Raw genomic sequence first — 26,374 nt, forward strand, 5'->3', positions numbered from 1 at the left:
CGCGGAAAAATCGCGCTGCGTATTGGGTGTTAGGTAAAACTCTCGGCGCGATTTGCGCACGCCAATGCGATCAAAGCTCCGAGTGTTCGCTGGCTTCGACCAGCACACGCAAACGTTTCAGCGCCGCGCCTTGAATCTGCCGCACACGTTCACGCGTGAGACCGAAATCCAGCGCGATTTCCGCGAGAGTCTGAATGTGCTGGCCGTTCAATCCGTAACGCCGTTCCACGACCACACGCTGGCGCTCGGGTAAATGCTGCAAAAGATCGCCGAGCGGGCCGCCCGCAACGTCGTCGACGGCAGCATGGTCATCCAGCGCATTCGCTGGTGTGCTGTGCACGACCATCTGATCAATCAGCGCGCGCTCGTCTTCTTCGGATCGCGGCGCATCGAGCGAACTTATGCGCTCGTTGAAACTGAAAAGCTCCGATACTTCGGCATTGGTCTTGCCAACAGCGCGCGCGAGTTCTTCGATGCTCGGCATGCGCCCGAGACGCTGATTGAGCTCACGACTGGCGCGCAACACCGACGCAAGTTCGCGCAGCACATGCACCGGCACGCGCACGGTGCGGCCCTGATGCATCAACGCGCGCTGCACCGATTCGCGCACCCACCACATAGCGTAGGTAGAAAACCGCAGCCGCCGATCCGGATCGAATTTTTCGACAGCACGGATCAGGCCGATATTGCCTTCCTCGATCAGATCCAGCAGCGGCACGCCTCGTCCGACATAACTGCGCGCCACGCTTACGACCAAGCGCAGATTGGCTTCGATCATCAGCCGTCGCGCATCCTTGTCACCAGCGCGCACACGTTCACCGAGCACGATTTCCTGCGCGCCATCGAGCAGCGGAATCAGACCGATTTCGTTGAGGTAAAGACTGGTCGAGCTGCGCGCGGCATCGTCATGCGGCTCGATCGCATCGAGCAATTCGAGCAGATCCTCGGCGGGTAGATCGTCGTCGCTGGCGGGGATCTCAGTCATGCCGCGAGAATACTCCGCTCGGCGCAGCGAAGGCAGCGTGCAGACACGAATACGGAAATTTTTTCACGCCAGCCGCACCGATCTCGAACCGTCAGCGCGATGGCAGGTAATCGAGTGGATTGATCGGCTTGCCGTTCTTGCGGATCTCGAAATGCAGCATGTCGCGGCTCGCGCTGCTCGATCCCATTTCGGCAATTTGTTGCCCGGCGGTAACGCGCTGGCCTTCTTCGACCAATCGCTTGCGATTGTGGCCGTACGCCGAAAGAAACGTATCGTTGTGCTTGATGATGATGAGCTCGCCATAACCGACCAAGCCGTTGCCGCTGTAAACCACATTGCCGTCCGCCGCCGCCGTGACCGGGTCACCGGCCTTGCCCGCGATATCGACACCTTGGCGAGTCTGATCGCCAGCGACGTAGCCGGAAATCATCGCGCCTTTGCTTGGCCAACGCCATGTCGTGCCACCCGATGTTGCGGGTTCTTTCGCTGTCGTCGCGGTGACGGGTGACGAAGTTGAAGCAGGCTGTGGCGAGGATATTGCCGATGAGACCGCCGTAGCTGTGGATGTCGCCGGTGCGGCCGGAGTCGATGATACCGAGCCGGACAAATTTGGCGATGGCGGCGGAATATCCGGCTTGTTGTTCGCCAGCGGTTTTGTCGAAGGCGACGGCGGCGGCGAAACCGCAGCCACAGAAGACGCTGGCATCGCACTGCCAGCTGGCCCCATTTTCAATTCGCGACCGACATAGATCTTGTACGGTGCGGCAATGCCGTTCCATTCCGCGAGATCGCGATAATCCACGCCATGCCGGAATGCGATGCCAAACAAGGTATCGCCCTTCACCACACGATAGGTTTCGACGAATGCAGGTGCCGCAACACCCGACCTGACTGGCGCATGCGTGACATGCGGCTCGTCGCCGGGCGGCGAATGGCTGACGACATCCTGGCGTCCGCAACCGGACAAGCCTGCCGCCACGATCACGCAGCCGATCAGCCGGACAAACGTGAACGCGCGCGCTTCGCCGGTCGCTGAGCCATCCTTTTCATTCATGCGCAAACCACACTCAACGCAGATAACGGAAGTAGATCACAAGTGCCGCGATCAGCACGAGCACGCCCCAGCCGATCCATTCGATCCAGCGATGCAGCGCGGCTTCGGCTTTTGCGCCGCCGAGGCGAATCGCGCCCGCCACCGCAAACACACGCTTGCCGCGACCGATCAACATGCCCGGAATAAAGGCGAGCATCGGCACACCGACGATACCGCAGGCCCACGTCGCAAACTTCAGCGGGATCGGAATGAACCCCGCCGCGACCAATAACCAGAACGCTTTGAACGGATTGTCGAGCATCGCTGTGCGCAAATTTTCCACCTGTGCATCGATCGTCGGCAGCCAGCCGATATCGGCCAGCATCGGGCGCAGCATATCGAACGCAAAATGACCGAGCGCGTAACCGACGAACGCGCCGAACATCGAACAGACCAGACTGATGGAGGCGTACCACGCCCAGTGCTGCGGTTTTCTCAGCACCATCGGCGCGAGCATGACCTCGGGCGCGATTGGAAAAATGAATGCCTCGACAAAACTCAGGCCACCCAGCAGTTTCGGGGCTTGCGGATGCGCGGCCCAGCGCAGCGCCATCTCGTACATCGGGCGAAAAATTTGCATCGGTGTGGAAATCTCGTTCAGGGGTGGACGCTGCAGGCGCAAGCAGATGATTCACAACGCCAGGATTTTTTCGACGCGGTAAAAACGCAACCGGATCAACTCACGCCACCGAGCAATGGCACAAAACTTACCTTGCCGAGAAACTCGCTGATGCGCCCGTTCTCGCCCGGACGCACGCGTAGCAATTGTTGTTCGCCGGGTGGTCCGATCGGTGCCACAAGCACGCCGTGCGGTGCGAGTTGATCGAGTAATGCGTGCTCGATCTGCGCGCCAGCGGCGGTGACAATGATCGCATCGAACGGTGCTTCTTCCGGCCAACCAAGTTTGCCGTCGGCATGTTTGGAACGCAGGTTTTCGATGCCCACTTTGCGAAATCGCCGACGCGCCTGGCGCAGCAATTCCTCGATGCGCTCGACGGTGTAGACGCGCTCCACCAGCGCCGCCAAAACCGCGGCCTGATAACCCGAACCTGTGCCCACTTCGAGTACACGCTGCGGCACGCTGAACTCAATCAGCGCCTCGGTCATGCGCGCGACCACCCACGGCTGCGAGATGGTCTGGCCTTTGCCGATCGGCAACGCGGTGTCTTCGTAGGCGCGCGAGGACAGCGCCTCTTCGATGAACAGGTGGCGCGGCAAACGCCGCAGCACATCGAGCACGCGACGATCGCGAATGCCTTCGGCTTCAAGCCGATCAATCAATCGATCGCGCGCGCGCTGCGAGGTCATGCCGAGACCACGCGCTTCGGGCGTCGATTGCGCAAACAAACTCATGCGGGCTGCTCGATATCCAGGGACAAGGTGCCGACCCAGCCACCGACTTTTTCCAGCGCCTGATATCGCGTGAGATCAACGTGGATCGGCGTGATCGAAATATAACCATCGCGCACGGCGTGGAAATCGGTACCGGGGCCGGCGTCGTCTTCCTCACCGGCCGGGCCGATCCAGTAGATCGGACGGCCGCGCGGATCGGTCTGCGCGATGCACGGCGCCGAACGATGCCGCCGCCCGAGACGTGTGACCGCAAAACCGCGAATCTCGTGCCATGGCAAATCGGGCACGTTGACGTTGAGAATGGTGTCGGCCGGCAACGGATCGACCAGCAGACGCTTTACCAGCACCAGCGCCGCTTCGGCGGCCGTGGCGAAATGCAGACCTTTGTGATCCTTCGCCGCGAGCGATACCGCGATCGCCGGCAGGCCGAGGAAACGTCCTTCCATCGCCGCGGAAACGGTGCCGGAATAAATCACGTCATCGCCCATATTCGCCGAATTGTTGATGCCCGACACCACGATATTCGGTTCGTAGTCCAGCAGTCCGGCCAAGGCCAGATGCACGCAATCGGTGGGCGTGCCGGCGACGCGGTAATAACCGTTTTCCATGCGCGTTACGCGCACCGGTTGATCGAGCGTGAGCGAATTGCTGGCGCCGCTGCGATCACGATCCGGCGCCACCACGGTGACTTCACCGATCGCTTCTAGACGACGCGCCAGCACATGGATACCCGGCGCATCCACACCGTCGTCGTTACTTACCAGAACTCGCATTCATTATCCTTGTTGTCGGCGCCGCGCACGAAGATGCCGATTCGGCATAGCGGCAAGAGCCGCAATACAACGCACGACGCGCCGTGCACAGCTTGCAACTATACCGAATTTCCGCATTCGACTCTGCTACATTCGTGCGCGCAGGTTCGCGCAGCACATGCCCAGACAATGAAACGCAGTCCCAAACCCAGCCCGGAAGATGTCGACCTGTTTCATGCCGCGGTCGGGCCGTTGCGTCGTCTGCGAACCACGCAGGTGGCGATCGAAACCGCACGTCGCGAGCCGGTGCCCGAGCAGTTTCTGAAAGACGAAGCCAGCGTCAGCACGGAACTAATGACTTCGCTGATCGATCCGGCCGAAATAGAGGTCGGCGAGGAGTTGAGTTATCTCAAAGCTGGCGTGGCGTCGCGAGTTTTACGCCAGCTCAAACGCGGGCATTTCAGTATCGACGATGAATTCGATCTGCATCAGATGACCGCCGTGGTGGCGCGCGAAGCGATCGCGAGCTTTCTCAATGAGTGCCGTCGCGAACGCCGCCTGTGCGTGAAAATCATCCACGGCAAGGGTTTGCGCTCGAAAGCCGACGGCCCGGTATTGAAGCGCCTGACCGATCGCATGCTGCGACAACGCGATGACGTGTTGGCCTACGCCTCGGCCAAGTCGGCCGAGGGCGGAACGGGCGCCGTGCTGGTGTTGCTCAAACGCCCGTGACTACTGTCGCAATGTCAGAGCGTTTCTTTGGCCAGCGTGACTCTGGGCTTGGTCGGCAGGGTTACCCAGATCGTCGTGGCACCGTGATCGCGTGACCACTGATTTACCGTGACGATCTTTTCCTGATCGATATTCGCATCCATCGAATCCGCGCGCGCCAATGACGAGCCGGAAGCGGCGCAACCGCCAAGTCCGAGAAACGATGCAGCGATGACCACCAACATGACAACTTTCATGGCTTATCTCCGATGTGATGCTTATGCGCAGCCAAGTCGTGCTTGGCATGACAGCAAACGGCCTGCCAACACCACCACCTGCGATTAGTAAACGGAACTACACCCTGATGAATTACATCGTGCTTCCGCTGCGCGATGTATCCCGCAAATCAAGCCAGCTGCGATGCGAGGCGAATCCAGTATAGACCGGCATTTACGCCAGACAAGTGCAGAAAATCACTCAAGTTCAGCCGACTCGTCGGCGACGAATGTCTGCGCGGTTCGATAGTCGCAAAACTCGCGCAGCAAGGTGGTGGCATACGCACCAGCCGGCAGCCAGAAACTTACCGCCAGCGCATTTTCCGGCAGCCACTCGAAAGCCAGATCACGCGGACGCAAGCACAGCGAGCGGCGCTCTTGCTCGAGGCCTGCCGTTTCCAGCCCGTTAGCCAGATCGGGATCACGCTGCATCACCGCCTGTTCCAATAGCGCGACATCGTCGGTGCTGCGTAAAGCACCGCGTCCCCACAGCGGCGCAGTTGGATGAATATCGCCTTCATGCAGCCGACGCTGGATGTTATCGCTGATAGGCTCAGGCCCGAAAATCGCATGACTGCCGTGCAGCATCCACACATCGCCCGACAGCGCTTGATTCCAGTTGCCAGCCGCAACGCGTTTGGCCAACACATGGTTGAACAGATGCGAACGCGCCGCCGATAACAACAAGCCACGCATGCTGCGCTCAACGCGTCGCCCGGCGAACATCGCGCGCGCCTGCGCCACATTGCCGCCATTGCGACCGAAGCGCTGCTCGCCAAAATAATTCGGCACGCCGTGCGCGCCGATCGCGATCAGGCGTTGTTCCGTCGCGGCTCGATCACCACCAACTTCGCGCAATACGATGCGGAATCTATTGCCTTTCAGCGCACCGCGCTTGAGTTTGCGGTTGTGACGTTGCGCATCGAGAATACGAAACTCGGCGTTCTGCAACTGCGCCCAATCCGGATCGGCCTTGCCGGGCAGATGCAACGAAAACGTCTGTCGCGTCAGTGCGTGCCGATCCTTCAAGCCTGCAAAACTCACGGCAAATGGAGCTACGCCGGCAAACGCCGCGAGCTGGCGCGCCACCCAATCGGTATTCGCGCCACGTTTTTCGACCACCACCAGCGCGTGCTCGCCAGCGCCGCTCGGGGTGAAACCGAGATCCTCCTCGACCAGAAAATCATCAGGTGTTGCGCGCAATATGCCGCATAAAGACGCGCCGCCGTGCGCTCGCGGGAGTTCGGATTCAGACATAAAATCTCAGACAGAAGAATGTTACATTTTAGCGCGAAGGGTGATCGCTACACTCACCCCGCATCGAAAGCTATTTCCGAGGCGGCACCTACATCGGCAGCAGCAGAACCACAGCCATCGCTGCCAAGCCTTCGCCACGGCCGGTAAAGCCAAGTTTTTCGCTGGTGGTGGCTTTCACGCTGACTTGTTGAATATCGCACCCCAGATCGGCGGCGAGATTGCCGCGCATGACCAGCGCGTGGGGCGCCACTTTCGGGCGCTCGCACACTACTGTCACATCGGCATTGCCCAAACGATAGACTTGTGCGTGGATCAGCTGCGCGACATGCCGCAGAAACATACGACTATCCGCGCCACGCCAGCGCTCATCGGTCGGCGGAAAATGCTGGCCGATATCACCGAGCGCCAGCGCGCCGAGCAACGCATCGCACAGGGCATGAATGATCACGTCGCCGTCGGAATGCGCAACCACACCTTGCTCGTGCGTTATCCGCACGCCCCCCAGCACCACATGATCGCCCGTGCCGAAAGCATGCACGTCATAACCTTGGCCTATCCGCATTTTGACTCCTGCTTAGGGGGTTAAACTGGCCGCCGCACCCAACCCCGCAACCAGCGCGGCCCTCGGAACAAGCCAGTTGCAAAATCCGTGTCCAGTTTTGCCGCTAGTATGCGTTATTGTCAGTGAGTACCCGAACAGGGTGCGGGGATTCTTATCCCGAATAGTGCGGAGTGTGTCGAGGAATAGCGTCTACATGGTTGACGCTGCTCAGAAACTTGACTACCCTTCGAAGTGTTCGGGTAATGGCTTTAGCAATAAGCCGGCGATGGGGCAAGCGCTACCACACGGTTCAACGGGAGAAATTCATGAAATCTTTCAAAATGAAATCGCTGGCACTGGCTGTACTCGGTCTGGCAAGTTTTGCGGTGGCTGGTAGTGCGTTTGCGGTTTGCCCAGCTGTAGCTGCTCTTCCTTGGAGTGGCGGAGCTTCTGCGCTCGGCGGTGGCACGTTAGCAGTGTCTGGCACCGGCTTGGATGGATCGGCTTGCAAGCTTGACGCCACGCTAGGAACAGACTCTGCTGATCAAGCTACGGTCACGGATACCAGTCCAGCCAATGAACCACGTTATCGATTTCAGTTCTTGGTGAATGCAAGCGCCCTCGGCGCCTTGGCCAGTACCGATAGTGTGAACTTACTGACGACTTCAGGTGCCACGACAGTCCATGGGCGCAGAGGTATCATCGCAGTAAATCTGGTTCCTGCTGCGAGTGGTAATCGCCTATCTTTTAATTGGTCTTGCAACAACGGCACCACTTATCGATGCACCGCCACTACGGGGGCTATTACCTTGGCCGCCGGGGTAAACAGGATAGAATTCGATGTCCTGATGGCAACTTCGGGAGCCAACGGTAGCATTCGCTATTGGATTAACGCTCCGTCCGGCACGACAGAACCCGCAGTATCAGGCTCTGTAACAGGCATAGACAATTCAGCTTGGGTGGGTGCAAAGACTACAACGATGGGTCTCGCGTCTCCCAGCCCAACCCAATCTTCTGGTCATAGCGGTCAGATTGTATCCTTCGACACATTTGACTCACGTCGTCAAACCTATATCGGATATTGATTGATCCAATTGATTAATTTCTTTCCGGATCAGACATACCCCTAAAAAAATAATTGCAATTGATTTTAATATAATCGGAGATGCGAGTATGAAGAATATCTATGTGCTGTTGCTTAGCAGTGCGTGTGCGTTTGTACCGGCAGCTGCATTTGCCGTAGGCGGCACATGTGCTGCGCCGGATACGACTACTTTGGTAGGCCCTACTCCGACTGCCAGCGGAACTACTTGCGGCAATGGCAATCAAGTTGATGCCTTTTGTGGCGGAGCGCAGGTCGTATCTAACCAACCACAGGTAATTTACCAAATTACTCTCTCAGCACCTGGTACAGGCGGGCGCGCGACCAGTATTGCGTTCACAGGTGCCACAGCAAATACGGCCACGTGGCATCCGACGATGTACCTTTATAGCGGCACATGCCTGAATGGTGGCGGTTGCGTGCAGACCGGCGTTGTAGGTGCAGGCGGTGCGAATATTACCACTGTAGCCGCTGGCACATACTTTTTGGCAGTAGGCGGGTCACAGATTGACGCTACCGATGCAGCGGGTGGCGCGGCAGCATGTGGCGCTTTCCAGATCGGAGCGAACGGCACTTTGCCAGTTGCTTTGCAAAGCTTCTCCGTACAATAAGCTAATTGCAATTCTCTTAAAAAGCCCGCCCGGCAACGGGTGGGCTTTTTTTATGTTGATGATCCTATGAATTTATGTTGACGACCCTATTAGCAAGTATCGCTGCATTAGCCACAACGGCTGATTTGCCTCCGCTGACGGTGACACCGTGCGAATTCGGTGAGGTTTATCAGTTTTCCATCGCACGCTGTACGCTTGCGTACACCAATACCACTGACAAACCTATCAAGGTACTGAGTGCAAGCGCGCTGCGTTCGGCTGATATTATTCGGCCGGCCGCTACGACGATTGCAGCCAAAAGCACGGCGTACTTCGAGGTGGAAGTCCACGTTGAAAATGATCTCGGCCGCGCCGAGCATTGGTTCAATGTCACTACCGACAACACAGCTTCCGCCAAGCGTACCAATGTTGCGCGCGGATTCGTGCAGTCAGTGCTGGATAAACCTGCAGCGAAAATCGATTTCGATGTGACCTCGGCACGCGCTTCCGTGGCGCCAACAAAATCCATTGTATTCGAGAGCCATGAAGTGGCGGATTTTCGACTGACCTCGATTATGCAGAAACCCGATTTTCTTGACGTCACCATTGCGGATACAGGAAAAAGCATCAGTGTGACGCTGAAGCAAAACGCGCCACTGGGCATAATTGATGAATTTGTAAAATTCAGCACCAACTCAAAGCTACAGCCCGGTATATCTGTCGAGGTGAAAGCGGATGTGCACGGTGATGTCGTACCCGCACAAAATCCATTCGGTCTTGGTCTGATGTTCAAAGGCAACAACAACGAATCTCTGATTCGCTTGACGAGCCAGTCAGAAAAAGATTTCAGCGTCGATAAAATAGAATTTGATCGTGTGGTGGCAAAAGCCGAGGTCGTGGACTGCAAACCCAAAACGAACGGGTGCAAACTTCTGCGTCTGCATATTCTGGATGATCAGCCAACCGGTTCAATCGCAGGCCGTGTTGTTCTGCATATCCCCGAATTGAAGCAGAATCTGCCGATCAACTTGCAAGGCATGTTGTTCAATCAAAACACCGAAATTCGCAATCTCGATAAAAAAACGACCGAGAGCAGCAATGCCGCGACTAGTGCATCGAATGCGCCTGTCGAAAACAAGCCTATCGACTTGAAACGTGCACTTCATCTTGCCACGAAACCGGCAAGTGTTGCTGCTCCTGAAGGAAATGGACCGCTGCTGAAATGGGCTGTGGCGCATGAGGATGCAGTGTATGGCTATATCATCTACCGCAGCGAAACTGAAAAGGGACATTATCTTCGAGTAAACAAGGATACGATCCTTGCCATAAACGACGAGGACAATGGATCGTCGTACCAATGGCGTGACGCCAGCGCAATTTCTGGCCACGTCTATTGGTATTACATTGGTTTGATTGACTCCAATGGTCTGAAAAAAGATCTCAGCAGCCCACAAAAGATTCTAGCCAAGTAGGGAAACTCCGCAGCCAACGCGCACGTCTACACTGGCTATTGAGGTAGTTTCGAGTGTATCAACAGCGTACTGCTGCGTTTATTGCAATGGCGCAAACCCTGCGATCTTTCAGGTTAATGTTTACGCTACGTTATAGTTTGGACTGCATGAACTTACCTGCTTCTTCAATGCAATACTGCCTCGCTGTGATGCCCGCGCGCGACGAGCAAAACACCATTGTTGCGGTGATTGCAGGCGTGCGCAAACATCTGGATTGCACCGTGCTCGTTGTAAACGATGCCAGCAGCGATGCGACGGTAACGGTCGCCCGCGCAGCCGGTGCGCAGGTGCTGGATCTCGCAGTGAACCTCGGCGCATGGGGCGCGACTCAGGCGGGTATCCGTTACGCGTTGCGTCATGGCTATGATTGCGTGCTCACGCTCGATGCCGATGGTCAGCACCAGCCCGAAGAACTCCCGGCGTTGCTGCAAGCGCATCATCAATCAAAAGCGAACGTAACCATCGGCACCTACGCACAACGGCTCAGCATAGCGAAACGCGTGGCATGGCAATATTTTCGCCTGCTGACCGGGTTGAAGGTGCATGATTTCACCTCGGGCCTGCGAGTCTACGATTTACGCGCCATACAAATTCTCGCGTCGCGCGAGGCGAGTTTGCTCGACTACCAGGATATCGGCGTATTGATGCTGCTGCAGAAACGCGGGTTGTTGATTGACGAAGTGCCTACCGTAATGTCACCGCGCCAGTTCGGCGGCTCACGCGTGTTTGCGTCGTGGCGGCTGGTCGCCCGCTACATGTTGCGCACGACGCTGTTGTGCATCGCGCGCATTGGCAGCCGCGCCGATGCATCGCGCGCGGAGAAATCGGCGCCATGACCGCGCAACTCACAGCGGCAGTGCTTGGTGTATTACTCGCGGGTACCATCCTGTTTCTGGTGCGCCGCGATCACCTGCACGGCCCTTACGCGCTGTGGTGGCTTGGCGTAGCAGCGGCGACACTGATTCTTGGCGTGTTCCCTTCGGTGGTGCCATGGCTTGGCGTGATCACCGGCATCAGCTACGCGCCGGTGGTGCCGATCATCGTCGGCATTTCGATGATCCTGCTGCGCATGCTGCAACTGGATATCGAGCGCTCGCGGCAGGAACGCCAGCTGCGTCGTCTCGTGCAAAAAATCGCGATCCTCGAAGCCGAGATGAATACCCAGCGAGCCCCATCAAGCATCACTGATCCCGCCATATCGACGCAGTTGCCAGAAGACGGCGACTGGCATGAAAACGAATAGCTGCCAGCGCCAGTCATGCGCGTATTGCATATCGGCAAGTTTTATCCGCCCTACCCTGGCGGCATAGAAAATTTCAGCGCAGAACTCGCTGAAACCGTGGTGCAGGATCAGACCGCCACGGCGGTGCTGGCACATACCGCGCCGGGCATTCATCACACGCAGCGTTATATAAAAAACGGAGTCGATGTGACCTTGGCGGCGTGTCATGGTCAATTCGTCTACGCGCCGATCAGCCCGGCGTTTCCGTGGCTCTTAAGCCGGACGATACTGCGATTCAAACCTGATCTGTTGCATCTGCATTTGCCCAACACCTCGGCGTTCTGGGCATTGCTAAGCCCGGCGGCGCGACGCTTGCCGTGGATAATTCACTGGCATTCGGATGTACCGCTAGATGCCGCCCAGCGAAAACTGCGCCTGGCGTATCGTTTGTATCGTCCGTGGGAACAGGCACTACTGCAGCGGGCGAAAGCGATCATTGCAACGTCCAGGCGTTATCTCGATAGCAGCGCCGCGCTGGCGCCGTGGCGCGATAAAACGCGGATCATTCCACTCGGCCTTGGTGCAACTTCGCCGCCCACACAAAGCTGCAACTGGCCGGAAAATATCGGGATGGTTGCACCGTTGCGCTTACTCGCCGTCGGACGCCTGGCGTACTACAAAGGCCATGATATTTTGCTGCATGCCCTCGCCAAAACGCCCGCAGCAGTATTGCTGCTGGTCGGCAGCGGCGAGCGCAAGGCTGCGCTAAAAAAACTCGCGCAGGATATCGGCATCGCTGCGCGCGTACGTTTCGCTGGCGCCATCGACGATGCGGAACTCGCAGCAGCCTATGCGAGCGCAGATGTGTTCTGCCTGCCATCGATCGAACGCAGCGAGGCATTCGGCCTGGTGCTGCTGGAAGCCATGCGCGCGGGCCTGCCGGTGGTCGCAAGCGCTATTCCCGGCTCAGGCGTGAGCCATGTGGTGCGCGATGGAGAAACAGGCTTGCTGGTCACGCCAGGGAATGCCGATGTATTGGCCAGCGCCTTGTCGCGCCTGCAGGAGGATAGCGACTTTCGCATTCGACTCGGTCAAGCCGGACGGCAACGCTGGCACGAAGAATTCAGCATGCACGCAGTTGCGACGCAAACTCAGAAACTGTATCGAACGTTGCTAGGTTTGGATTAAAACGGCTCAGCGCAATTCCGGGCATTCAAAAGAGATGTATCAAACGCTTCACGATTTCCCGAGCAAGGAAAATATCTTCGCCCGAACTTCTGCCAATTCGGCAGTCGAAACTTTGCCTTTATAGCTGGCCCTGCGTACAACCCAATCCAGACTTTTAACCTGGTCGGCCAATGCCACGCCCAAACGCGTACCTGCAATCAATACTTCAAATGGATAAGCTTTCACCTGCGTGGTCATTGGGCAGCAGAGCATCAGCCCCGTTTTGCTGTTGTAGAGCGACGGGCTAAGCACCAGTGCCGGTCTGTGCCCCGCCTGCTCATGGCCGGCTTGCGGATCAAAATGCAGCCATACGATATCGCCCGCGTCAGGCACGTAACGGCGAGCCATCAAAATACTTCATTACCGACGGCGTTGCCGAAACTGATCTCGGTATGCAGGTTCTCCGGGGTGATATCAGCCAGCAGTTGAGCAAGATCAAATTCGCTCGGGCGTACCGGCTCAATGACAATGCTGCCGCCTTCCTCGCGAACATCCACGACATCGTCCAGGCTCAAGCTTGCTGCATCCATAATGGCGGCAGGAATGCGGACTGATGCGCTATTCCCCCACTTTTTTACCAGCACGCGCATTTGAATTTCCTTGAACTTTCAATGCTGACACAATATCTCATCGAAAATCGGGTTGCAACAATGTCGATACATCACTTTCACCAAGAATACCTTCCCGGAGCAAAACTTGCGATCAGGTTGTCGTAGTTTCAGAGACATTTCCCCTGCCCACATCGCGCAACAGCAGCGCCAATAATGTAATCACTACCGGCGTGATATGCATGATCAGGCGGTTGGCGCTGGTGAAATCTTCGGCCCAGCGCGAGGCTTCGGTGAAGAAAAACAGCACGAATAAAAACAGCCCGCACAACAGCAACAAACTACCGAGTAATTGAATGTTTTCGTGGCGCGGAAATTCGCGCCAGCGCAGCACGATAATCAGCGGCGCGAGAAACCACAGCAAGTGCCAGTTCGGCAGCGAATATAGTGTCGCAAACATTTCGCGACCGACCGAATGCCATTGCAACAACAGCGTGCCCATCGCCGGAATGTCAATTTCGCCCCACGCTATTCGCACCAGCCCGAGGCCGGGCAACGGCAGCTCGAATCCGCCAATCGCCAGACCAAAAATGCTGATCAAAAGCGTGGCGACAATCAACCACCAGCGGGCGCGTAGCGGCAAAACACCGAGGAATGCCATACTGAAAAAACATACCATCCAGACCGTGCCTTCCAGCTTGAGCGCCGGCAGACAAAGTCCCAGGACCAATGCGGCGATCAATTGCGCGGGGCGGCGTTGCTGCAGCCATATCAACCACACCAGCACCGCCATGCCAAACAACGCGGCCAGCCACAAATCCGCATAACCGGCGAGCGCGACATGCGCGTTCAAAAGCGGCAGCGAGCCAAGCGCGTAGATGGCGATCATGGCGCGCAGCGGCGCAAGGCTCAGTTCGCGAAGTTGTGCATACGTGGCCAGTAATAATGCGATCCAGATGCCGACCCACGGCAGGTTGACCATCGGTTCGTTCCACTCGCCGGCCGCGCTCGCAAACCATACCTGCATCCAGCCCAGCAGCGTTGGGTAATGCCAAGTGACCGTGGTGCGCAACGCGCTGTCCGTCTGCGCCAACCAGACCGATGCCGAGACATATTTTTCGCCAGACCCCAGCAGATACCAGCTTTTCGGTTTTACTGCCCAGGCGGCCCACGCATCCCATGGAAATGTCGGTCGCAGCCAGACCTCATCGAGCAAGACGAAGGCACGTATCAGCAACAAAACGATGAGGAAGAAAAACAGCGCCCGATGCCACGAACGCAACGGCGCATAGCACGGTAACGTCGCCCTCGTAATGCCGAATTTCCAACTCCAGGCCCAACCGATTGCCGCGATCAATGCCAGCGCCGGCCCGGCATGTCGCAACGCATGTTGGGTGTCGTCACTGGACAATGCGGCCGTCAATGTGCCGGCCAACAACATTCCAACCAGATAACCATAACCGACAACACCGGCCCACTGCGCAGAGCTGCGCACGCGACCCAGCGCAATCTGCCACAAGCCCATTCCGGCCAGGAGCGGCAACAACCATGCGATCAAAATCTCAAGCATTTTTTATGCTCCGCAATGCATCGCCCGCGCGAACGCGACCAGCAAAAAAAGGCGCGCGGCGAAGTCGCACATTCATGGCGTCCCGCTGATGCGATATACGCTGAGCGAGCGTGTTTCCAGTAATGGCATGACGGGATAGCTGAGTTCGCCGATGTGCAATTGCGCATGAGTCGCATCGTATACAGATTCCTGCACGTGGTAATAAACGACCACGCTACCTTCGGCGAGATGCGTAATCGGCCCGCCATCGATCGGCGTGTGTCCGAGCAAACCCGCCACCCAGCCTAGCGGTTCGACGTTAGCCGGTAACAGGTGATACACCAGCCGCAACAGTTCGTAGGGCGAATCATCGGCCACCAGCACATGGGTATTCGCAGGTTGGGCGTGTAACGCCTCGCGAACGCGCGCGGCGACATCGAGCAGCGGCGCATCGGCAATCATGCGTGAGCGCTCGTCCCAGGATTTTCCGGCATACATGTCACGCGTCAAACCGTTCTTCCAGAACAATCCACTTTGCCAATTCATATCGAGCAGCAACCACGTCGCTGCGACGCAGACAAACGCGCCGAGGCCGATCTGCCGACTGCGCCAGCGCAGAATCAGCATCCCGAGTAGAAACGCGATCGCGCTCCATACCGCCAACGCGAGCACCAGCGAAAATTTGCGCGGCGTATCGATATCGCGCCCGAGCGCATGCACCGAGCGCATGCTCCACGACCAATGCGCAAACCAGTCGGTCAACAATGCCGACACCGCGCCGTTGGCGGACGGCGACCACAACTCGGCCTGCATCAAGTTGAATGGATGGAAACCCTGCCCTTTGGCCACCAGTTGCGCGGTCGGAAATTCGGCGAATCCGACTTCAAGAATGTCACCGCGCCATGCTGGAATCGTGCGCAGGTCATAACTTTTTGTGCCGTTTTCCGGGCGCGGCAGCGCGATCGCATGCACATCGCCAGGGGTATCGGCGCGACGAAATATCAGCGAGAGTTCGAGAGTGCGCGGAAAATTTTCGAAGCCATAACGCAATACCGGATAGTCATCCGCACCGACGTGATCGAGCGCGATCGTCTGCACGGCGTTATCGTCATCGCCGACCGATCCAATATTCAACGCATCTTCGTCCTGTGCGCCAGCGCCGGATACCACGCGAAAATTCGCTCCGTGCAAGGTGATGCGATGCGCGGGTTGCAATGGCATATGCCACGATGCATCGGCGGCGAAAAAAAGCAGTAATAGCGTGCATGCGAACAAGGCGAACGCGTAAACACCTGCGCGTATCACGCGGGCACCATCGCTGCGATACGTTCAAGTTCGAGCTCGCTGAAACCGGCGCGCAGACGTGCCTCGGTATTGAACGGACCACGCAAGCTGCCGCGCAAATGGAGCGCGAGCAATTCATCGAAAGTATTGGCCGGATCGGAGCCGATCTGCGCGCAACACCACGCAAACCAGCGTGAACCGGCAGCTACGTGCGCGACCTCTTCATCGAGGATGACTTCGAGGATGGCAACGGTTTGCAGATCACCGACCGCACGCAAGCGCATTATCATGCCCGGCGTCACATCCAGCCCGCGCGCTTCGAGCACACGCGGCACCAGCGCCATGCGCGCCAGACATGAACCAGCCGTCTTTACGGCCATTTCCCATAGACCATCGTGAGCGTCAAAATCACCGTAGGCATAACCAAGCTCGGCCAGACGCGCGCTGAGCAAACTGAAATGGCGTGCTTCATCGGCGGCAATCCCGATCCAGTCGAAATAATACTCCAGCGGCAAACCACGGAATCGATAGACCGCATCCAGCGCGAGGTTGATGGCATTAAATTCGATATGCGCAACGGCGTGAATCAACGCAACACGACCTTCGCTGCTACCGAGTTTGCGTTGCGGCAGATGGCGTGGATCGACCAGCAGCGGGCGCGACGGACGCCCGGGATTTGCTATCGGCGACGGCGATGATGAGTCAGCGAAATCGAACTGGCCTGATGCAAACCGGCTCGCCAGCGCTGTTGTCAGTGCAATTTTTTCTTGCGGATCGGTGCAGTCGAGACACTGCCCGACGGCGCTGAAAAGATTCGCATCGAGGGAATCTGCAATGGTGTTCACTTGTTTTCCTCGAGTTGTCGAATCATTCGTTGTCTCGTCAGGCACGATGTTCAACCGCAGGATCGCAAGTCGCATGCGTAGCACGGAAAATAGTCAGTCCAGTGTACAACGTGGCTCGATGCAAAAATCGGACAGGATGCACAAACTGTTGCGCCCTTGTTAGCGCCGCAAGCTCACACTCTCAGGAGACTTGGCGACGCTTGAGCTTGGCGTCATCCGAGCGCGCGAACTCGAGCTCGCTCAGATAGGTCGGCTCGACGCCGGTCACGTACTCGCCAGAGAAACACGAGGTATCGAAGTGCGTCAGCTTTTCGTTGCCTTCGGCGACCGCGCCGATCAGGTCAGAAAGATCCAGATACACCAGCCAATCCGCACCGAGGATGGATTGCACTTCGGCTTCGGTACGACCGTGCGCGACCAGTTCGGCCGTCACCGGCATGTCGATGCCATAGACATTCGGATAACGCACCGGCGGCGCCGCCGAGGCAAAGTATACTTTTTTCGCTCCGGCATCGCGTGCCATCTGGATGATCTGTTTCGACGTGGTGCCGCGCACGATCGAATCGTCGACCAGCAGCACAACCTTGTTGCGGAATTCGAGATGGATCGCATTGAGCTTGCGCCGCACCGATTTCACGCGCTCGCTCTGCCCGGGCATGATGAAGGTGCGGCCGATGTAATGGTTTTTGACGAAACCCTCGCGGAACGGCACGCCGAGTGCGGTCGCGAGCGAACTCGCCGCCGTGCGCGCGGTGTCGGGAATCGGAATGATCGCGTCGATATCGTGATCGGGCATCAGCCGCGCAATCTTCGCCGCGAGACGCTCGCCCATGCGCAGACGCGCCTTGTACACCGAGACATCCTCAATCATCGAATCCGGGCGTGCGAGGTAGACGTATTCGAAAATGCACGGCGCATGTTGCTGCAATTCGGCGCACTGGCGCGTGTGCAGACTGCCATCGAATCCCAGCAACACACATTCACCTGGCGCGATATCACGCAGGCGGCGGAAACCCAGAATATCCAGCGCGACCGATTCGGACGCGACCGCATATTCGATGCCGTCCGGCGTATCGCGTTCGCCGAGTACAGCCGGGCGAATGCCGTGCGGATCGCGAAACGCCACGATGCCATAACCAAGCAGCAGACTGATCACTGCGTAGCCGCCGCGCGCGCGGGCATGCACGCCGGCGACGGCCTTGAAAATATGATCGGGCGTAAGCGTGTGGCGATCCTGAATCTGCAATTCGTGCGCGAATACATTCAGCAGCACTTCGGAATCGGAATCGGTATTCAGGTGACGACGATCGTCCTCGACCATCTCGCGGCGCAATTTATCCGCGTTGATGATGTTGCCGTTGTGCGCGAGCGCGATGCCGTATGGCGAGTTGACATATAACGGCTGTGCCTCGGCGGTGCCTTCCGAACCGGCGGTCGGATAACGGCAATGGCCGATACCGGCATGGCCGCGCAATTGCAGCATGTCATCGCGCTGGAACACATCGCGCACCAAGCCATTGGCCTTGTGCAAACGCAGGCGCGTGCCATCGACGGTGGCGATTCCGGCAGCATCCTGGCCGCGATGTTGCAGCACAGTCAGCGCGTCGTACAACGCGCCAGCGACTTCCGATTTGCCGACGATTCCGATGATTCCGCACATGGGGCAAAGCTCGTATTGGTGGTAACGATGAAGGTGCGTTTTTTATGCATCAAAGCATGGGACGGCGGTTGAAACTGGGCGTATATCAGGCCGATTTCTCGCTCGAAGCCGGGCCACCGCTCGCATAGTCTGCGCCTATTTTACCGTGCCGTATCGTTGTGCGCATGTTTGTTAAACCGAAAATCCGCGCTTATGCCGTTCGGGGATGTGACTAACTCAAACAGAACTCGGCTTCGATCAGATATAGCCGTCAGCAGCAATCACAATGTGGATGAAGTACGGCGCTGCCAAATTTACATTTCACTTTGTCGCGCCATGCGCTGGTGGCGTCGGGATTGGCGGCGTAGCAGACGCAGGTGCTTGCGCGGGAGTGGCTGGCGGCATACCGGCCGGTATCGGCAGCAGCCCGCGCAAATCCAGGTACTTCGTGACATTGGGTGGCAGGCGTGCAGACAGCCATTCCGCGCCGGCCTGAAAGCTCGGCAGCAATTGCGATTCATGCCACCACGGATCGCGCGGAAACGGCGTGAAGCCAAGAATCAGCACCGCGAACGTGACCAGCAACAGGCCACGCGCCAATCCGAAAAACATGCCGAGCAATCGATCGCTGCCGGAAAGACCGCTACCGGCGATCAGCTTGCGCATGAAAAATCCGACCAGCGCGCCGAGAATCAGCACGCCGACAAAACAGATCACATACGCGAGGATCAAGCGTACCGACGGCACCGGAATCGGCGTGGTGAATTTGTCGGCGAGTTCCGCGCCGAAATTCCACGCGATCCAGAACGCTAGAATCCAGCAAGCGAGTGCGAGCACTTCGCCGATAAAGCCGCGCCACAATCCCATCAAGACCGACAGCGCCAAAACGCCGATGACGCAATAGTCGGCCCAGTTCAGCAGCGTCGACATGGATCGAATCCTGCGTTCGCAAAACTCACGGCTGGGTTACGACGATGCCGTCGAGCTGCAGCTTCTGCTTGAGCGATGTCCGCAGTTTGTCGGCGTTACCGCGATCCGCTTCCGGGCCGGCGCGCACACGCCACAGCGCTTGCTCGGCGCTACCGCTGCGATCGACAAATGCGACAAATCCCGCGGTCATGCAGCGCTGGCGTAACTTGTTCGCCTCGTCTTCCGACTTGAACGCGCCGAGTTGCACCGCCCAGCCACCGGCCTTATTGGCCGGCAACGCCGCGACCGGCGTATCGCTCGTCGCCGGCGCGCTGGCCGTTTCCGAAATACTCAGCGGCAGCTTTGCATCGGATGCCTTGATTTTCAGCCGCGCGGCCTCTGCCGAGGCGCGATCGGCGAATGGTCCGACGCGCACGCGCTGGCCGGGTTTGCCCTGATATTCGGTCGCCTCGACCACCACCGGCAGACCGAGTTTTTTGATGTTCTGCACGAGTGCATCAGCGTGCGCGCGATCCGCGTAAATACCCAGATTGACGGTGAAGCGGCCATTCTCCGCAACAGCGGTCGCTGCAGGAGTCGCAGGCTTCACGGCGGCAGAGGCTGGTGTCACCGCAGTCGCTACAGCGGGCGACGTGGCCGGTTTCGCTGGCGTGGCATTGGTTTCAGGCGCGGCATCGGTACGCGGCGGCGCATGCGTATCGACGGTGGCAACACGATTGCTATCCGGGATCGCAGCAGGCGCTGTTGTGATCGGTACAACTGGCGCGGTCGATGCCGGCGCCGATGCATTGGGCACAGCCAGCGGCAAGGTTCGCGTCTCGAATTTGCGCTCGGGCGCGTTGGGAATATCCAGACTTACGGTCTCGCTGGACTGCTTTGGAGGCGGTCCACTCAGGAACATCGGCACAAAAATCACCGCCAGCGCGATCAGCACGGCGGCACCCAGAAGGCGCTGCTTCAAACCGGAATCCATTGATGCGATCCTTCAGAACGATGATGAGTCACGAGTGTCCACGACATTATACCTGCTGCATCACTTAACCGCGGCAGCCATGCCGTGCTCGCGCGCAAAACCCAGCGCGTCAGCGGCGAGATAAAACGAACCGAAGGCCAATACGCGATCGCCAGGCAGAGCTTCGCCCCAGGCCGCCGCCAGTGCAGTGCCAGGATCAGCGAAACATTCGTGATTGGCAGCGGGCGCGCCAGTCATTAGTCGCAGCGCCACGTCACGGGCGGTGGCGCCGCGCGCGGCTTGCTGTTCAAGCCCGCACACAAACCAGCGCGAAATAAACGATGCCAACGGTTGCACGATCGCGACAACATCCTTGTCGGCCAATGCGCTGAACACTGCCAGCGTGCGTCCGGATATCGGGTGTGCCGCGAGCCAATCGGCCAGGATCGCTGCCGCTTGCGGGTTATGCGCGACATCAATGATGAATTCGACGGCACCCGAAAACCGCTGCAGCCGCGCCGGAATATTTGCCTGATAAACACCCTGCGTAATCGCCTGCGGATTCCAGCCGAGTCGATCGCGCAGCGCATGCACTGCGGCGATCGCCGCCGCCGCGTTTGCGCATTGGCACGCCGCATCCAGCGATGGCAACGGCAGCTCCAGCGTTGTTTCACCGCTGCTCCACGACCAGCCGGTCGCTGTGGTGACAAAATCATATTCGTGACCGCAGCGAACCAGCTGGGAATCGCGCGCAATGGCGGCGTCCACCAGCGCCGCCACCGGCACCGCTTCGCCGATCACTGCCGGACGTTGCGCGCGAAAAATGCCAGCTTTCTCGCGCGCGATGCCGGCCAGATCGTCACCGAGATAGTCCTGATGATCGAGTGCGATCGTGGTAACGATAGCGACATCGGCGTCGATGATATTGACCGCGTCGAGCCGCCCACCGAGTCCGACTTCGAGCACCACCACATCAAGTGTACTTTGCGCAAAAATCCACAATGCGGCTAATGTGCCGAATTCGAAATAGGTCAGCGAGATCTCGCCACGCGCCGCCTCGATCTCGTCAAATGCTTCGACGAAAACGGGATCATCGACATCGACGCCGGCGATGCGCACGCGCTCGTTGTAACGTTCAAGATGCGGCGACGTATAACAGCCGACACGCTTGCCAGCAGCGCTCAAGATAGCATCGAGAAACGCGACCGTGGAGCCTTTGCCATTGGTACCGCCGACCGTAATTACCAGCGGCGCGGGGTGCAGCAGACGCATGCGCTCGGCGACCGCACGCACGCGATCCAGGCCGAGATCGATGCCACGCGCATGCAGGTTTTGCTGGTAGTCCAGCCACTCGGTCAGGGTTTCAGGCATATTGATTTTCCGCCGCGCCGACGCGGTCGATAACTGCGTGCATCGACGAAACTTACGCCGCTTTCGGCTGACGCATGAGCAAAGCCAGTAGCGCCGCGATGCGATCACGCTGTTCGCGTCGGTCGATGATCAAATCGATCGCGCCGTGTTCGACGAGGAATTCGCTGCGTTGAAAACCTTCCGGCAGAGTTTCGCGCACGGTTTGCTCGATCACACGCGGTCCGGCAAATCCGATCAGAGCTTTGGGTTCGGCGATGTTCAGATCACCGAGCATGCCGAGGCTGGCCGATACGCCACCAGTGGTCGGGTGCGTGAGCACGGCGAGATACGGCAATCCGGCCGCGCGCAATCGCGCCAACGCGGCCGAAGTTTTGGCCATCTGCATCAGCGAGAACAGGCCTTCTTGCATGCGCGCGCCGCCGGTGGCACAAAAACACACGAACGGGCTACGCTGCGCCAACGCATGTTCTGCGCCGAGTGTAAAACGTTCGCCGACCACCGAACCCATCGAGCCGCCCATGAACGCGAAATCGAATGCGCTCGCCACCACCGGCTGGTTTTTCAATTTGCCGGCAAGCGTAATCAGCGCGTCTTTTTCGCCGGTCTGCTTCTGCGCGCCGAGCATGCGATCCTTGTATTTTTTCGAGTCGCGAAAACGCAGCGGATCAGCCGGTTCGAGTTCCGCACCGAGCTCGATCGTGCTGCCTTCGTCGAGAAACGCGGCGAGCCGCTTGCGTGCGCGGATCGCATGGTGATGCCCACACTTCGGACACACTTCGAGATTGCGTTCCAGCTCCGGGCGATACAGCACCGAGGCACAGCCGGCACATTTTTCCCACAAGCCTTCGGGCACCTTGCCTTTGGCGCCACCTTCGGTGCGGATGCGTGAAGGCATCAATTTTTGCAGCCAGCTCATTTGTTCGTCGTCTCCAGTAGCATCCAGCGGCGGCGCCAATGGTGGCGCATCGCCGAGGTTTTCATTTTCGGTGGTATCACGCGGCATGGGAAGTGCGCAGCGCATCGAGCGCCGCGCGAATCGGTGCAAGAAAATCGCTGGCGCGACGCGCCGCTTCATCGGCGCTGCTGCTGCCGGCGAGCGTTTCGACCAAGGCGCTGCCGATCACCACAGCATCGGCGAACTCGGAAACGCTAGCTGCGGAAGCGGCATCCTTGATGCCGAAACCCACAGCAACCGGCGTATTGGTGAGGCTTTTGATCGCCGCGACGCGCGCCTTGACCGGCTCCAGATCCAGATGACTGGCACCGGTGATGCCGGCAAAGGACACGTAATAGACAAAACCCTCGGCGTGATCGCAAAGCTCGTGCAGACGTTTGGCATCAGTCGTCGGCGCCGCGAGGAAAATCTGCCGCAATCCGCGCGCGCGCAGGGTTTGTGCCGCATCGACTTCTTCAACCGGACAATCCACAAGCAACACGCCATCGACGCCAGCGTTGGCCGCATCGTCGGCAAATCGCGCGTAACCGTAGATCTCGATCGGATTGAGATAACCCATCAGCACGATCGGCGTTTGGACGTCTTTACGTCTGAATTCATCGACCCAGCCGAGGATATTTTTGAGGCCGATATGCTTGAGCAGTGCGCGCTCGTTGGCGTGCTGGATCACCGGGCCATCCGCCATCGGATCGGAAAACGGCACGCCGAGTTCGATCAGGTCCGCGCCCGCGGCGACGAGCGCGTGCATGATCGCCACGGTGTAATCCGGATGCGGATCACCCGCGGTGACGAATGGAATCAATCCGGCGCGCGTCTGTTGCTTGAGCTCGGCAAAACGCTGATCGATGCGATTGGTATCTGTGCTGGGAATCATGTCGATCGATAGTCAGGGAATGAATGTGGATGATGCAACTGTACGCTGCGTCGTCGGATCGGTTGCGGCAACTTTCACACCACACCTTTGAACCAGAGCCGCGCATTCTGTTTTTCTTCGAGCGACAATTCGCGCTTGACCAATACGACCTGCATGCTGTCCACAGCGCGTGGTGTGCGAAAAATCTCTTCGTCGACGATACCGCGCTCGCGCATGGCGGCACCGACCGGGTTGAAAACCATTTGCAGTTGCGTCGTGGTGAAGCGCGCTTCGAGCCAGCCGAGATACCAGTGCCAATCCGTATAATACAACCAGCTGCGTTCGTTGAATGCGCGGATATGGGTAGGATCCTGCCACGCGCCCCATGAAAGGTCGTACGGCACGCCGATTCGCATCGCACCGCCCACAACCAGCAGATCAATGCAGCGCGTCATCAATGCGACCAGATCGGGAACATGCTCGAGCACGTCCATCGCGGTAATTTCGTCGAAGCTGTTCGGCTCCAGGCGAGTCAGACCAAAACGTCGGCTGAAAAAAATCTGCCGCAGGCCAGCCGAGGCACTGATATCGCCGAGGATGTCGGGGTTCCATTTGGAATCGACATCGATATTCAGGCAATCCGCATCGAAGGCCTTGCCGCTGCCCAGGTTGATGCGACGCGGCGGCGCACTGGAAAGCTGCGGCAGAAGCGTGGCCAGTATCGCGGCTTGATCGCGCGCGGCGAAACACGCGAAACCCGACTGTTCGATCGCGCGCCGCCGCGTTTCATCGCGCGCCAGCTCGCGGCACGTGTGCACGAGCTGATTGTAGGGAACGGCCACAATCGCAGTACGCAAATCGTCTTCGATTTCAGTATCGTCATCGCATTCGCTGACTACCACCTTGCTGTTGGCCAACAGGTACGAGGTGCGGATGACTTCGTGCAGCTTGCTCGCGTAAAAGTGCATGTTGAGCACGACCTTGCTGCGCGCAATCCACGCGTCGCGCTCCTGCCCATAAACGCCGTGCAGCACTTTGATATTGAGCCCGGCGGCAATCAGTCCATCGAGGATGTTTTTCCGACGCTCGTTGATGCTGCCGTAAAACAAGACATCGATATCCTGCACCGACGCTGGCGTGATGCGCGTCAGCACCGGCATGTAGCCGACACGCAGCACGTGAGTATGCACATTGCCGGTGATCTGCGTGATCAGTGCTGCATTTCGCGGCGAATAATCGAGCACCGGATGTTGCCTGAGCAATTCGATGTAGTGCGGCTGGCGCGCAAATATCCCGTCCGGAAATTGCTCCAGATTCATCAGAATGCAGTTCGCCGGCAATACCGTTCCAGCGGCGATCAGATGGGCACCAAACACCACGTTGATGCCTTCGCCGATCAGCGGCAGATTGATGGCAACATCGACCAGCGCGCCGAGTGCGGTAAATGCCGCCGACACTGCGCTGACCAGTTCCTCAAACGCCTCGGTGTGGATAAATCCCTCGTGCCGCACGACAAGCATGCGCACCCGCTCGAACAGGCGAACCGGCACGACGGCGATGCTCATGCCGCGGAAACGCGACAACCGTAAAAGGCAGCAATCGCGCTTGTTTCGACCTCAACGATCAAAGCGTAATCCCTTCGCGATTGGCGATCGTCTGCATGTCCTTGTCGCCACGACCGGACAGGTTCACAAGCACGTACTGATCCGGACGCATTTCGCGCGCGACCTTGATGCCCTGCGCCACGGCGTGGCTGGATTCGAGCGCGGCGAGGATGCCTTCGTTCAACGCCAGCGCGTGGAATCCTTCCATCGCCTCGTCGTCAGTGACGCCGATATATAACGCGCGACCGCTGTCCTTAAGCCAGGCGTGTTCAGGGCCGACGCCGGGATAATCCAGGCCCGCGGAAATCGAATGGGTTTCGGTGATCTGGCCGTTGTCGTCGCAGATCACGTAGGTGCGATTGCCGTGCAACACGCCCGGGCGTCCGGCGGAAAGCGAGGCGGCATGGCGTCCGGTTTCGATGCCATCGCCGGCAGCTTCCGCACCTATCATCGCGACATCGGGATCGTTCAGGAACGCATGGAACAAGCCGATCGCGTTCGAACCGCCGCCAACACACGCTACCAGCGCATCGGGTAGACAGCCGTATTGCTCAAGCATCTGCGCGCGCGCTTCGCGACCGACCACGGCGTTGAAATCGCGCACCATCATCGGATACGGATGCGGCCCGGCCACGGTGCCGATAATGTAGAAAGTATCGGCGACATTCGTCACCCAATCACGCAACGCTTCGTTGAGCGCATCTTTCAATGTCTTCGAGCCGGAATGCACTGGTATCACCGTCGCGCCGAGCAGCTTCATTCGATAGACGTTGATCGCCTGGCGCTCGATATCGGTCGCGCCCATGTACACCACGCAGTCCATGCCCATGCGCGCGCACACCGTTGCGGTGGCGACGCCGTGCTGGCCTGCGCCAGTCTCGGCGATGATGCGACGCTTGCCCATATGCCGCGCCACCAGCACCTGGCCGATGGTGTTGTTGATCTTGTGCGCGCCGGTGTGATTGAGATCCTCGCGCTTGAGCAGAATTTGCGCGCCGCCGATTTTTTTCGACAGGCGTTCGGCGTGATAAATCGGGCTGGGTCGGCCGACGTAATATTTCAAATCACGTTCGAGTTCAGCGTTGAACGCAGCGTCGTCACGCAGCTTCAAATACGCCGCCGTGAGTTCGGCCAGCGGCGCCATCAGCGTTTCGGCAACAAACACACCGCCGTACGGGCCGAAGTGGCCGCGGGCATCGGGCATCTGGTGAAAATCCACTGCAGT

28 protein-coding genes are annotated in these 26,374 nt (G+C 58.5%); 7 read left to right on the forward strand and 21 right to left on the reverse strand.

The annotated features are described in order from the left end of the window. Positions 1-70 precede the first annotated feature (70 nt). From ELE36_RS13890 to surE, 5 genes are all read right to left on the reverse strand, one after another. Positions 71-985, reverse strand: coding sequence for a sigma-70 family RNA polymerase sigma factor (locus tag ELE36_RS13890; RefSeq protein ID WP_129834274.1), 915 nt, complete (start codon positions 983-985; stop codon positions 71-73). Positions 986-1,076: 91 nt separating this feature from the next. Next, a complete protein-coding gene (locus tag ELE36_RS13895; protein WP_129834276.1) occupies positions 1,077-2,039 on the reverse strand; it encodes a peptidoglycan DD-metalloendopeptidase family protein in 963 nt (320 codons plus the stop codon). Between the two features lie 13 nt (positions 2,040-2,052). After that, positions 2,053-2,658, reverse strand: coding sequence for a YqaA family protein (locus ELE36_RS13900; RefSeq protein ID WP_129834279.1), 606 nt, complete (start codon positions 2,656-2,658; stop codon positions 2,053-2,055). Positions 2,659-2,753: 95 nt separating this feature from the next. Further along, positions 2,754-3,431: a protein-L-isoaspartate(D-aspartate) O-methyltransferase gene (locus ELE36_RS13905; RefSeq protein WP_129834281.1), complete on the reverse strand. Its 678-nt coding sequence runs from the start codon at positions 3,429-3,431 to the stop codon at positions 2,754-2,756. Beyond that, positions 3,428-4,204 carry a 5'/3'-nucleotidase SurE gene (gene surE / locus ELE36_RS13910; protein ID WP_129834283.1) on the reverse strand — a complete coding sequence of 259 codons (777 nt, stop codon included), beginning with the start codon at positions 4,202-4,204 and terminating at the stop codon, positions 3,428-3,430. Before surE ends, ELE36_RS13905 begins: the two co-directional genes overlap by 4 nt. Positions 4,205-4,372: 168 nt before the next feature. Between surE and ELE36_RS13915 the strand changes: the two genes are divergently transcribed. Further along, positions 4,373-4,915 (forward strand): Smr/MutS family protein, encoded by a 543-nt coding sequence (locus ELE36_RS13915; protein WP_129834285.1) that lies wholly within the window; start codon positions 4,373-4,375, stop codon positions 4,913-4,915. A 14-nt stretch (positions 4,916-4,929) separates the two neighbouring features. Here the strand turns inward: ELE36_RS13915 and ELE36_RS13920 are convergent, their stop codons facing one another. From ELE36_RS13920 to ispF, 3 genes are all read right to left on the reverse strand, one after another. Next, the gene (locus ELE36_RS13920; protein WP_129834287.1) at positions 4,930-5,151 is read right to left on the reverse strand and encodes a hypothetical protein; all 222 of its coding nucleotides are present in this window, start codon (positions 5,149-5,151) and stop codon (positions 4,930-4,932) included. Positions 5,152-5,367: 216 nt separating this feature from the next. After that, a complete protein-coding gene (gene truD / locus ELE36_RS13925; protein WP_129834289.1) occupies positions 5,368-6,426 on the reverse strand; it encodes a tRNA pseudouridine(13) synthase TruD in 1,059 nt (352 codons plus the stop codon). Positions 6,427-6,514: 88 nt separating this feature from the next. Continuing rightward, a complete protein-coding gene (gene ispF / locus ELE36_RS13930; RefSeq protein WP_129834290.1) occupies positions 6,515-6,988 on the reverse strand; it encodes a 2-C-methyl-D-erythritol 2,4-cyclodiphosphate synthase in 474 nt (157 codons plus the stop codon). Positions 6,989-7,293: 305 nt separating this feature from the next. On the opposite strand from ispF, the gene ELE36_RS13935 reads away from it, so the two are divergent. The 6 genes from ELE36_RS13935 (at position 7,294) to ELE36_RS13960 (ending at position 12,580) form a co-directional block, all read left to right on the forward strand. Then, positions 7,294-8,052 carry a hypothetical protein gene (locus tag ELE36_RS13935; RefSeq protein ID WP_129834292.1) on the forward strand — a complete coding sequence of 253 codons (759 nt, stop codon included), beginning with the start codon at positions 7,294-7,296 and terminating at the stop codon, positions 8,050-8,052. 88 nt (positions 8,053-8,140) lie between these two features. Further along, positions 8,141-8,680: a hypothetical protein gene (locus tag ELE36_RS13940; protein ID WP_129834294.1), complete on the forward strand. Its 540-nt coding sequence runs from the start codon at positions 8,141-8,143 to the stop codon at positions 8,678-8,680. Between the two features lie 74 nt (positions 8,681-8,754). Continuing rightward, entirely contained in the window at positions 8,755-10,131 is a 1,377-nt protein-coding gene (locus tag ELE36_RS13945) for a hypothetical protein (RefSeq protein WP_129834296.1), read from the forward strand. Positions 10,132-10,298: 167 nt separating this feature from the next. Then, entirely contained in the window at positions 10,299-11,006 is a 708-nt protein-coding gene (locus ELE36_RS13950; RefSeq protein WP_242512274.1) for a glycosyltransferase family 2 protein, read from the forward strand. Then, positions 11,003-11,413: a DUF2304 domain-containing protein gene (locus ELE36_RS13955; protein WP_129834300.1), complete on the forward strand. Its 411-nt coding sequence runs from the start codon at positions 11,003-11,005 to the stop codon at positions 11,411-11,413. The genes ELE36_RS13950 and ELE36_RS13955 overlap by 4 nt, the downstream gene beginning before the upstream one ends. A gap of 15 nt (positions 11,414-11,428) precedes the next feature. Next, entirely contained in the window at positions 11,429-12,580 is a 1,152-nt protein-coding gene (locus tag ELE36_RS13960) for a glycosyltransferase (RefSeq protein WP_129834302.1), read from the forward strand. A 48-nt stretch (positions 12,581-12,628) separates the two neighbouring features. On the opposite strand, the gene mazF is transcribed toward ELE36_RS13960, so the two are convergent. The 13 genes from mazF to trpB form a co-directional block, all read right to left on the reverse strand. Beyond that, positions 12,629-12,967 carry an endoribonuclease MazF gene (mazF, locus tag ELE36_RS13965; RefSeq protein WP_129834304.1) on the reverse strand — a complete coding sequence of 113 codons (339 nt, stop codon included), beginning with the start codon at positions 12,965-12,967 and terminating at the stop codon, positions 12,629-12,631. Continuing rightward, positions 12,967-13,209, reverse strand: coding sequence for an AbrB/MazE/SpoVT family DNA-binding domain-containing protein (locus ELE36_RS13970; RefSeq protein ID WP_129834306.1), 243 nt, complete (start codon positions 13,207-13,209; stop codon positions 12,967-12,969). The genes mazF and ELE36_RS13970 overlap by 1 nt, the downstream gene beginning before the upstream one ends. A 112-nt stretch (positions 13,210-13,321) precedes the next feature. After that, positions 13,322-14,737 carry a hypothetical protein gene (locus ELE36_RS13975; RefSeq protein ID WP_129834308.1) on the reverse strand — a complete coding sequence of 472 codons (1,416 nt, stop codon included), beginning with the start codon at positions 14,735-14,737 and terminating at the stop codon, positions 13,322-13,324. Between the two features lie 72 nt (positions 14,738-14,809). Next, positions 14,810-16,021, reverse strand: a complete 1,212-nt coding sequence (locus tag ELE36_RS13980) for a hypothetical protein (protein ID WP_129834310.1) — start codon at positions 16,019-16,021, stop codon at positions 14,810-14,812. Beyond that, on the reverse strand, positions 16,018-16,845 hold the full coding sequence (locus ELE36_RS13985) for a ferritin-like domain-containing protein (protein ID WP_242512275.1): 828 nt from the start codon (positions 16,843-16,845) through the stop codon (positions 16,018-16,020). The genes ELE36_RS13980 and ELE36_RS13985 overlap by 4 nt, the downstream gene beginning before the upstream one ends. Positions 16,846-17,026: 181 nt before the next feature. Then, complete coding sequence (gene purF / locus ELE36_RS13990; protein WP_129834312.1) at positions 17,027-18,505, reverse strand: amidophosphoribosyltransferase; 1,479 nt, start codon at positions 18,503-18,505, stop codon at positions 17,027-17,029. Between the two features lie 300 nt (positions 18,506-18,805). Continuing rightward, on the reverse strand, positions 18,806-19,414 hold the full coding sequence (locus tag ELE36_RS13995; protein WP_242512276.1) for a CvpA family protein: 609 nt from the start codon (positions 19,412-19,414) through the stop codon (positions 18,806-18,808). 25 nt (positions 19,415-19,439) lie between these two features. Then, positions 19,440-20,387: an SPOR domain-containing protein gene (locus ELE36_RS14000; RefSeq protein ID WP_129834314.1), complete on the reverse strand. Its 948-nt coding sequence runs from the start codon at positions 20,385-20,387 to the stop codon at positions 19,440-19,442. 60 nt (positions 20,388-20,447) lie between these two features. Continuing rightward, a complete protein-coding gene (gene folC / locus ELE36_RS14005) occupies positions 20,448-21,737 on the reverse strand; it encodes a bifunctional tetrahydrofolate synthase/dihydrofolate synthase (protein ID WP_129834316.1) in 1,290 nt (429 codons plus the stop codon). A gap of 52 nt (positions 21,738-21,789) precedes the next feature. Then, a complete protein-coding gene (accD, locus tag ELE36_RS14010) occupies positions 21,790-22,653 on the reverse strand; it encodes an acetyl-CoA carboxylase, carboxyltransferase subunit beta (RefSeq protein ID WP_129836892.1) in 864 nt (287 codons plus the stop codon). Positions 22,654-22,729: 76 nt separating this feature from the next. Next, a complete protein-coding gene (gene trpA / locus ELE36_RS14015) occupies positions 22,730-23,566 on the reverse strand; it encodes a tryptophan synthase subunit alpha (protein ID WP_129834318.1) in 837 nt (278 codons plus the stop codon). A 74-nt stretch (positions 23,567-23,640) separates the two neighbouring features. Then, on the reverse strand, positions 23,641-25,110 hold the full coding sequence (locus ELE36_RS14020; RefSeq protein WP_129834320.1) for a class I SAM-dependent methyltransferase: 1,470 nt from the start codon (positions 25,108-25,110) through the stop codon (positions 23,641-23,643). A 58-nt stretch (positions 25,111-25,168) separates the two neighbouring features. Beyond that, a complete protein-coding gene (gene trpB / locus ELE36_RS14025) occupies positions 25,169-26,353 on the reverse strand; it encodes a tryptophan synthase subunit beta (protein ID WP_129836894.1) in 1,185 nt (394 codons plus the stop codon). Between the last annotated feature and the right edge of the window lie 21 nt (positions 26,354-26,374).

This window comes from Pseudolysobacter antarcticus (assembly GCF_004168365.1).
Taxonomy (GTDB): domain Bacteria; phylum Pseudomonadota; class Gammaproteobacteria; order Xanthomonadales; family Rhodanobacteraceae; genus Pseudolysobacter; species Pseudolysobacter antarcticus.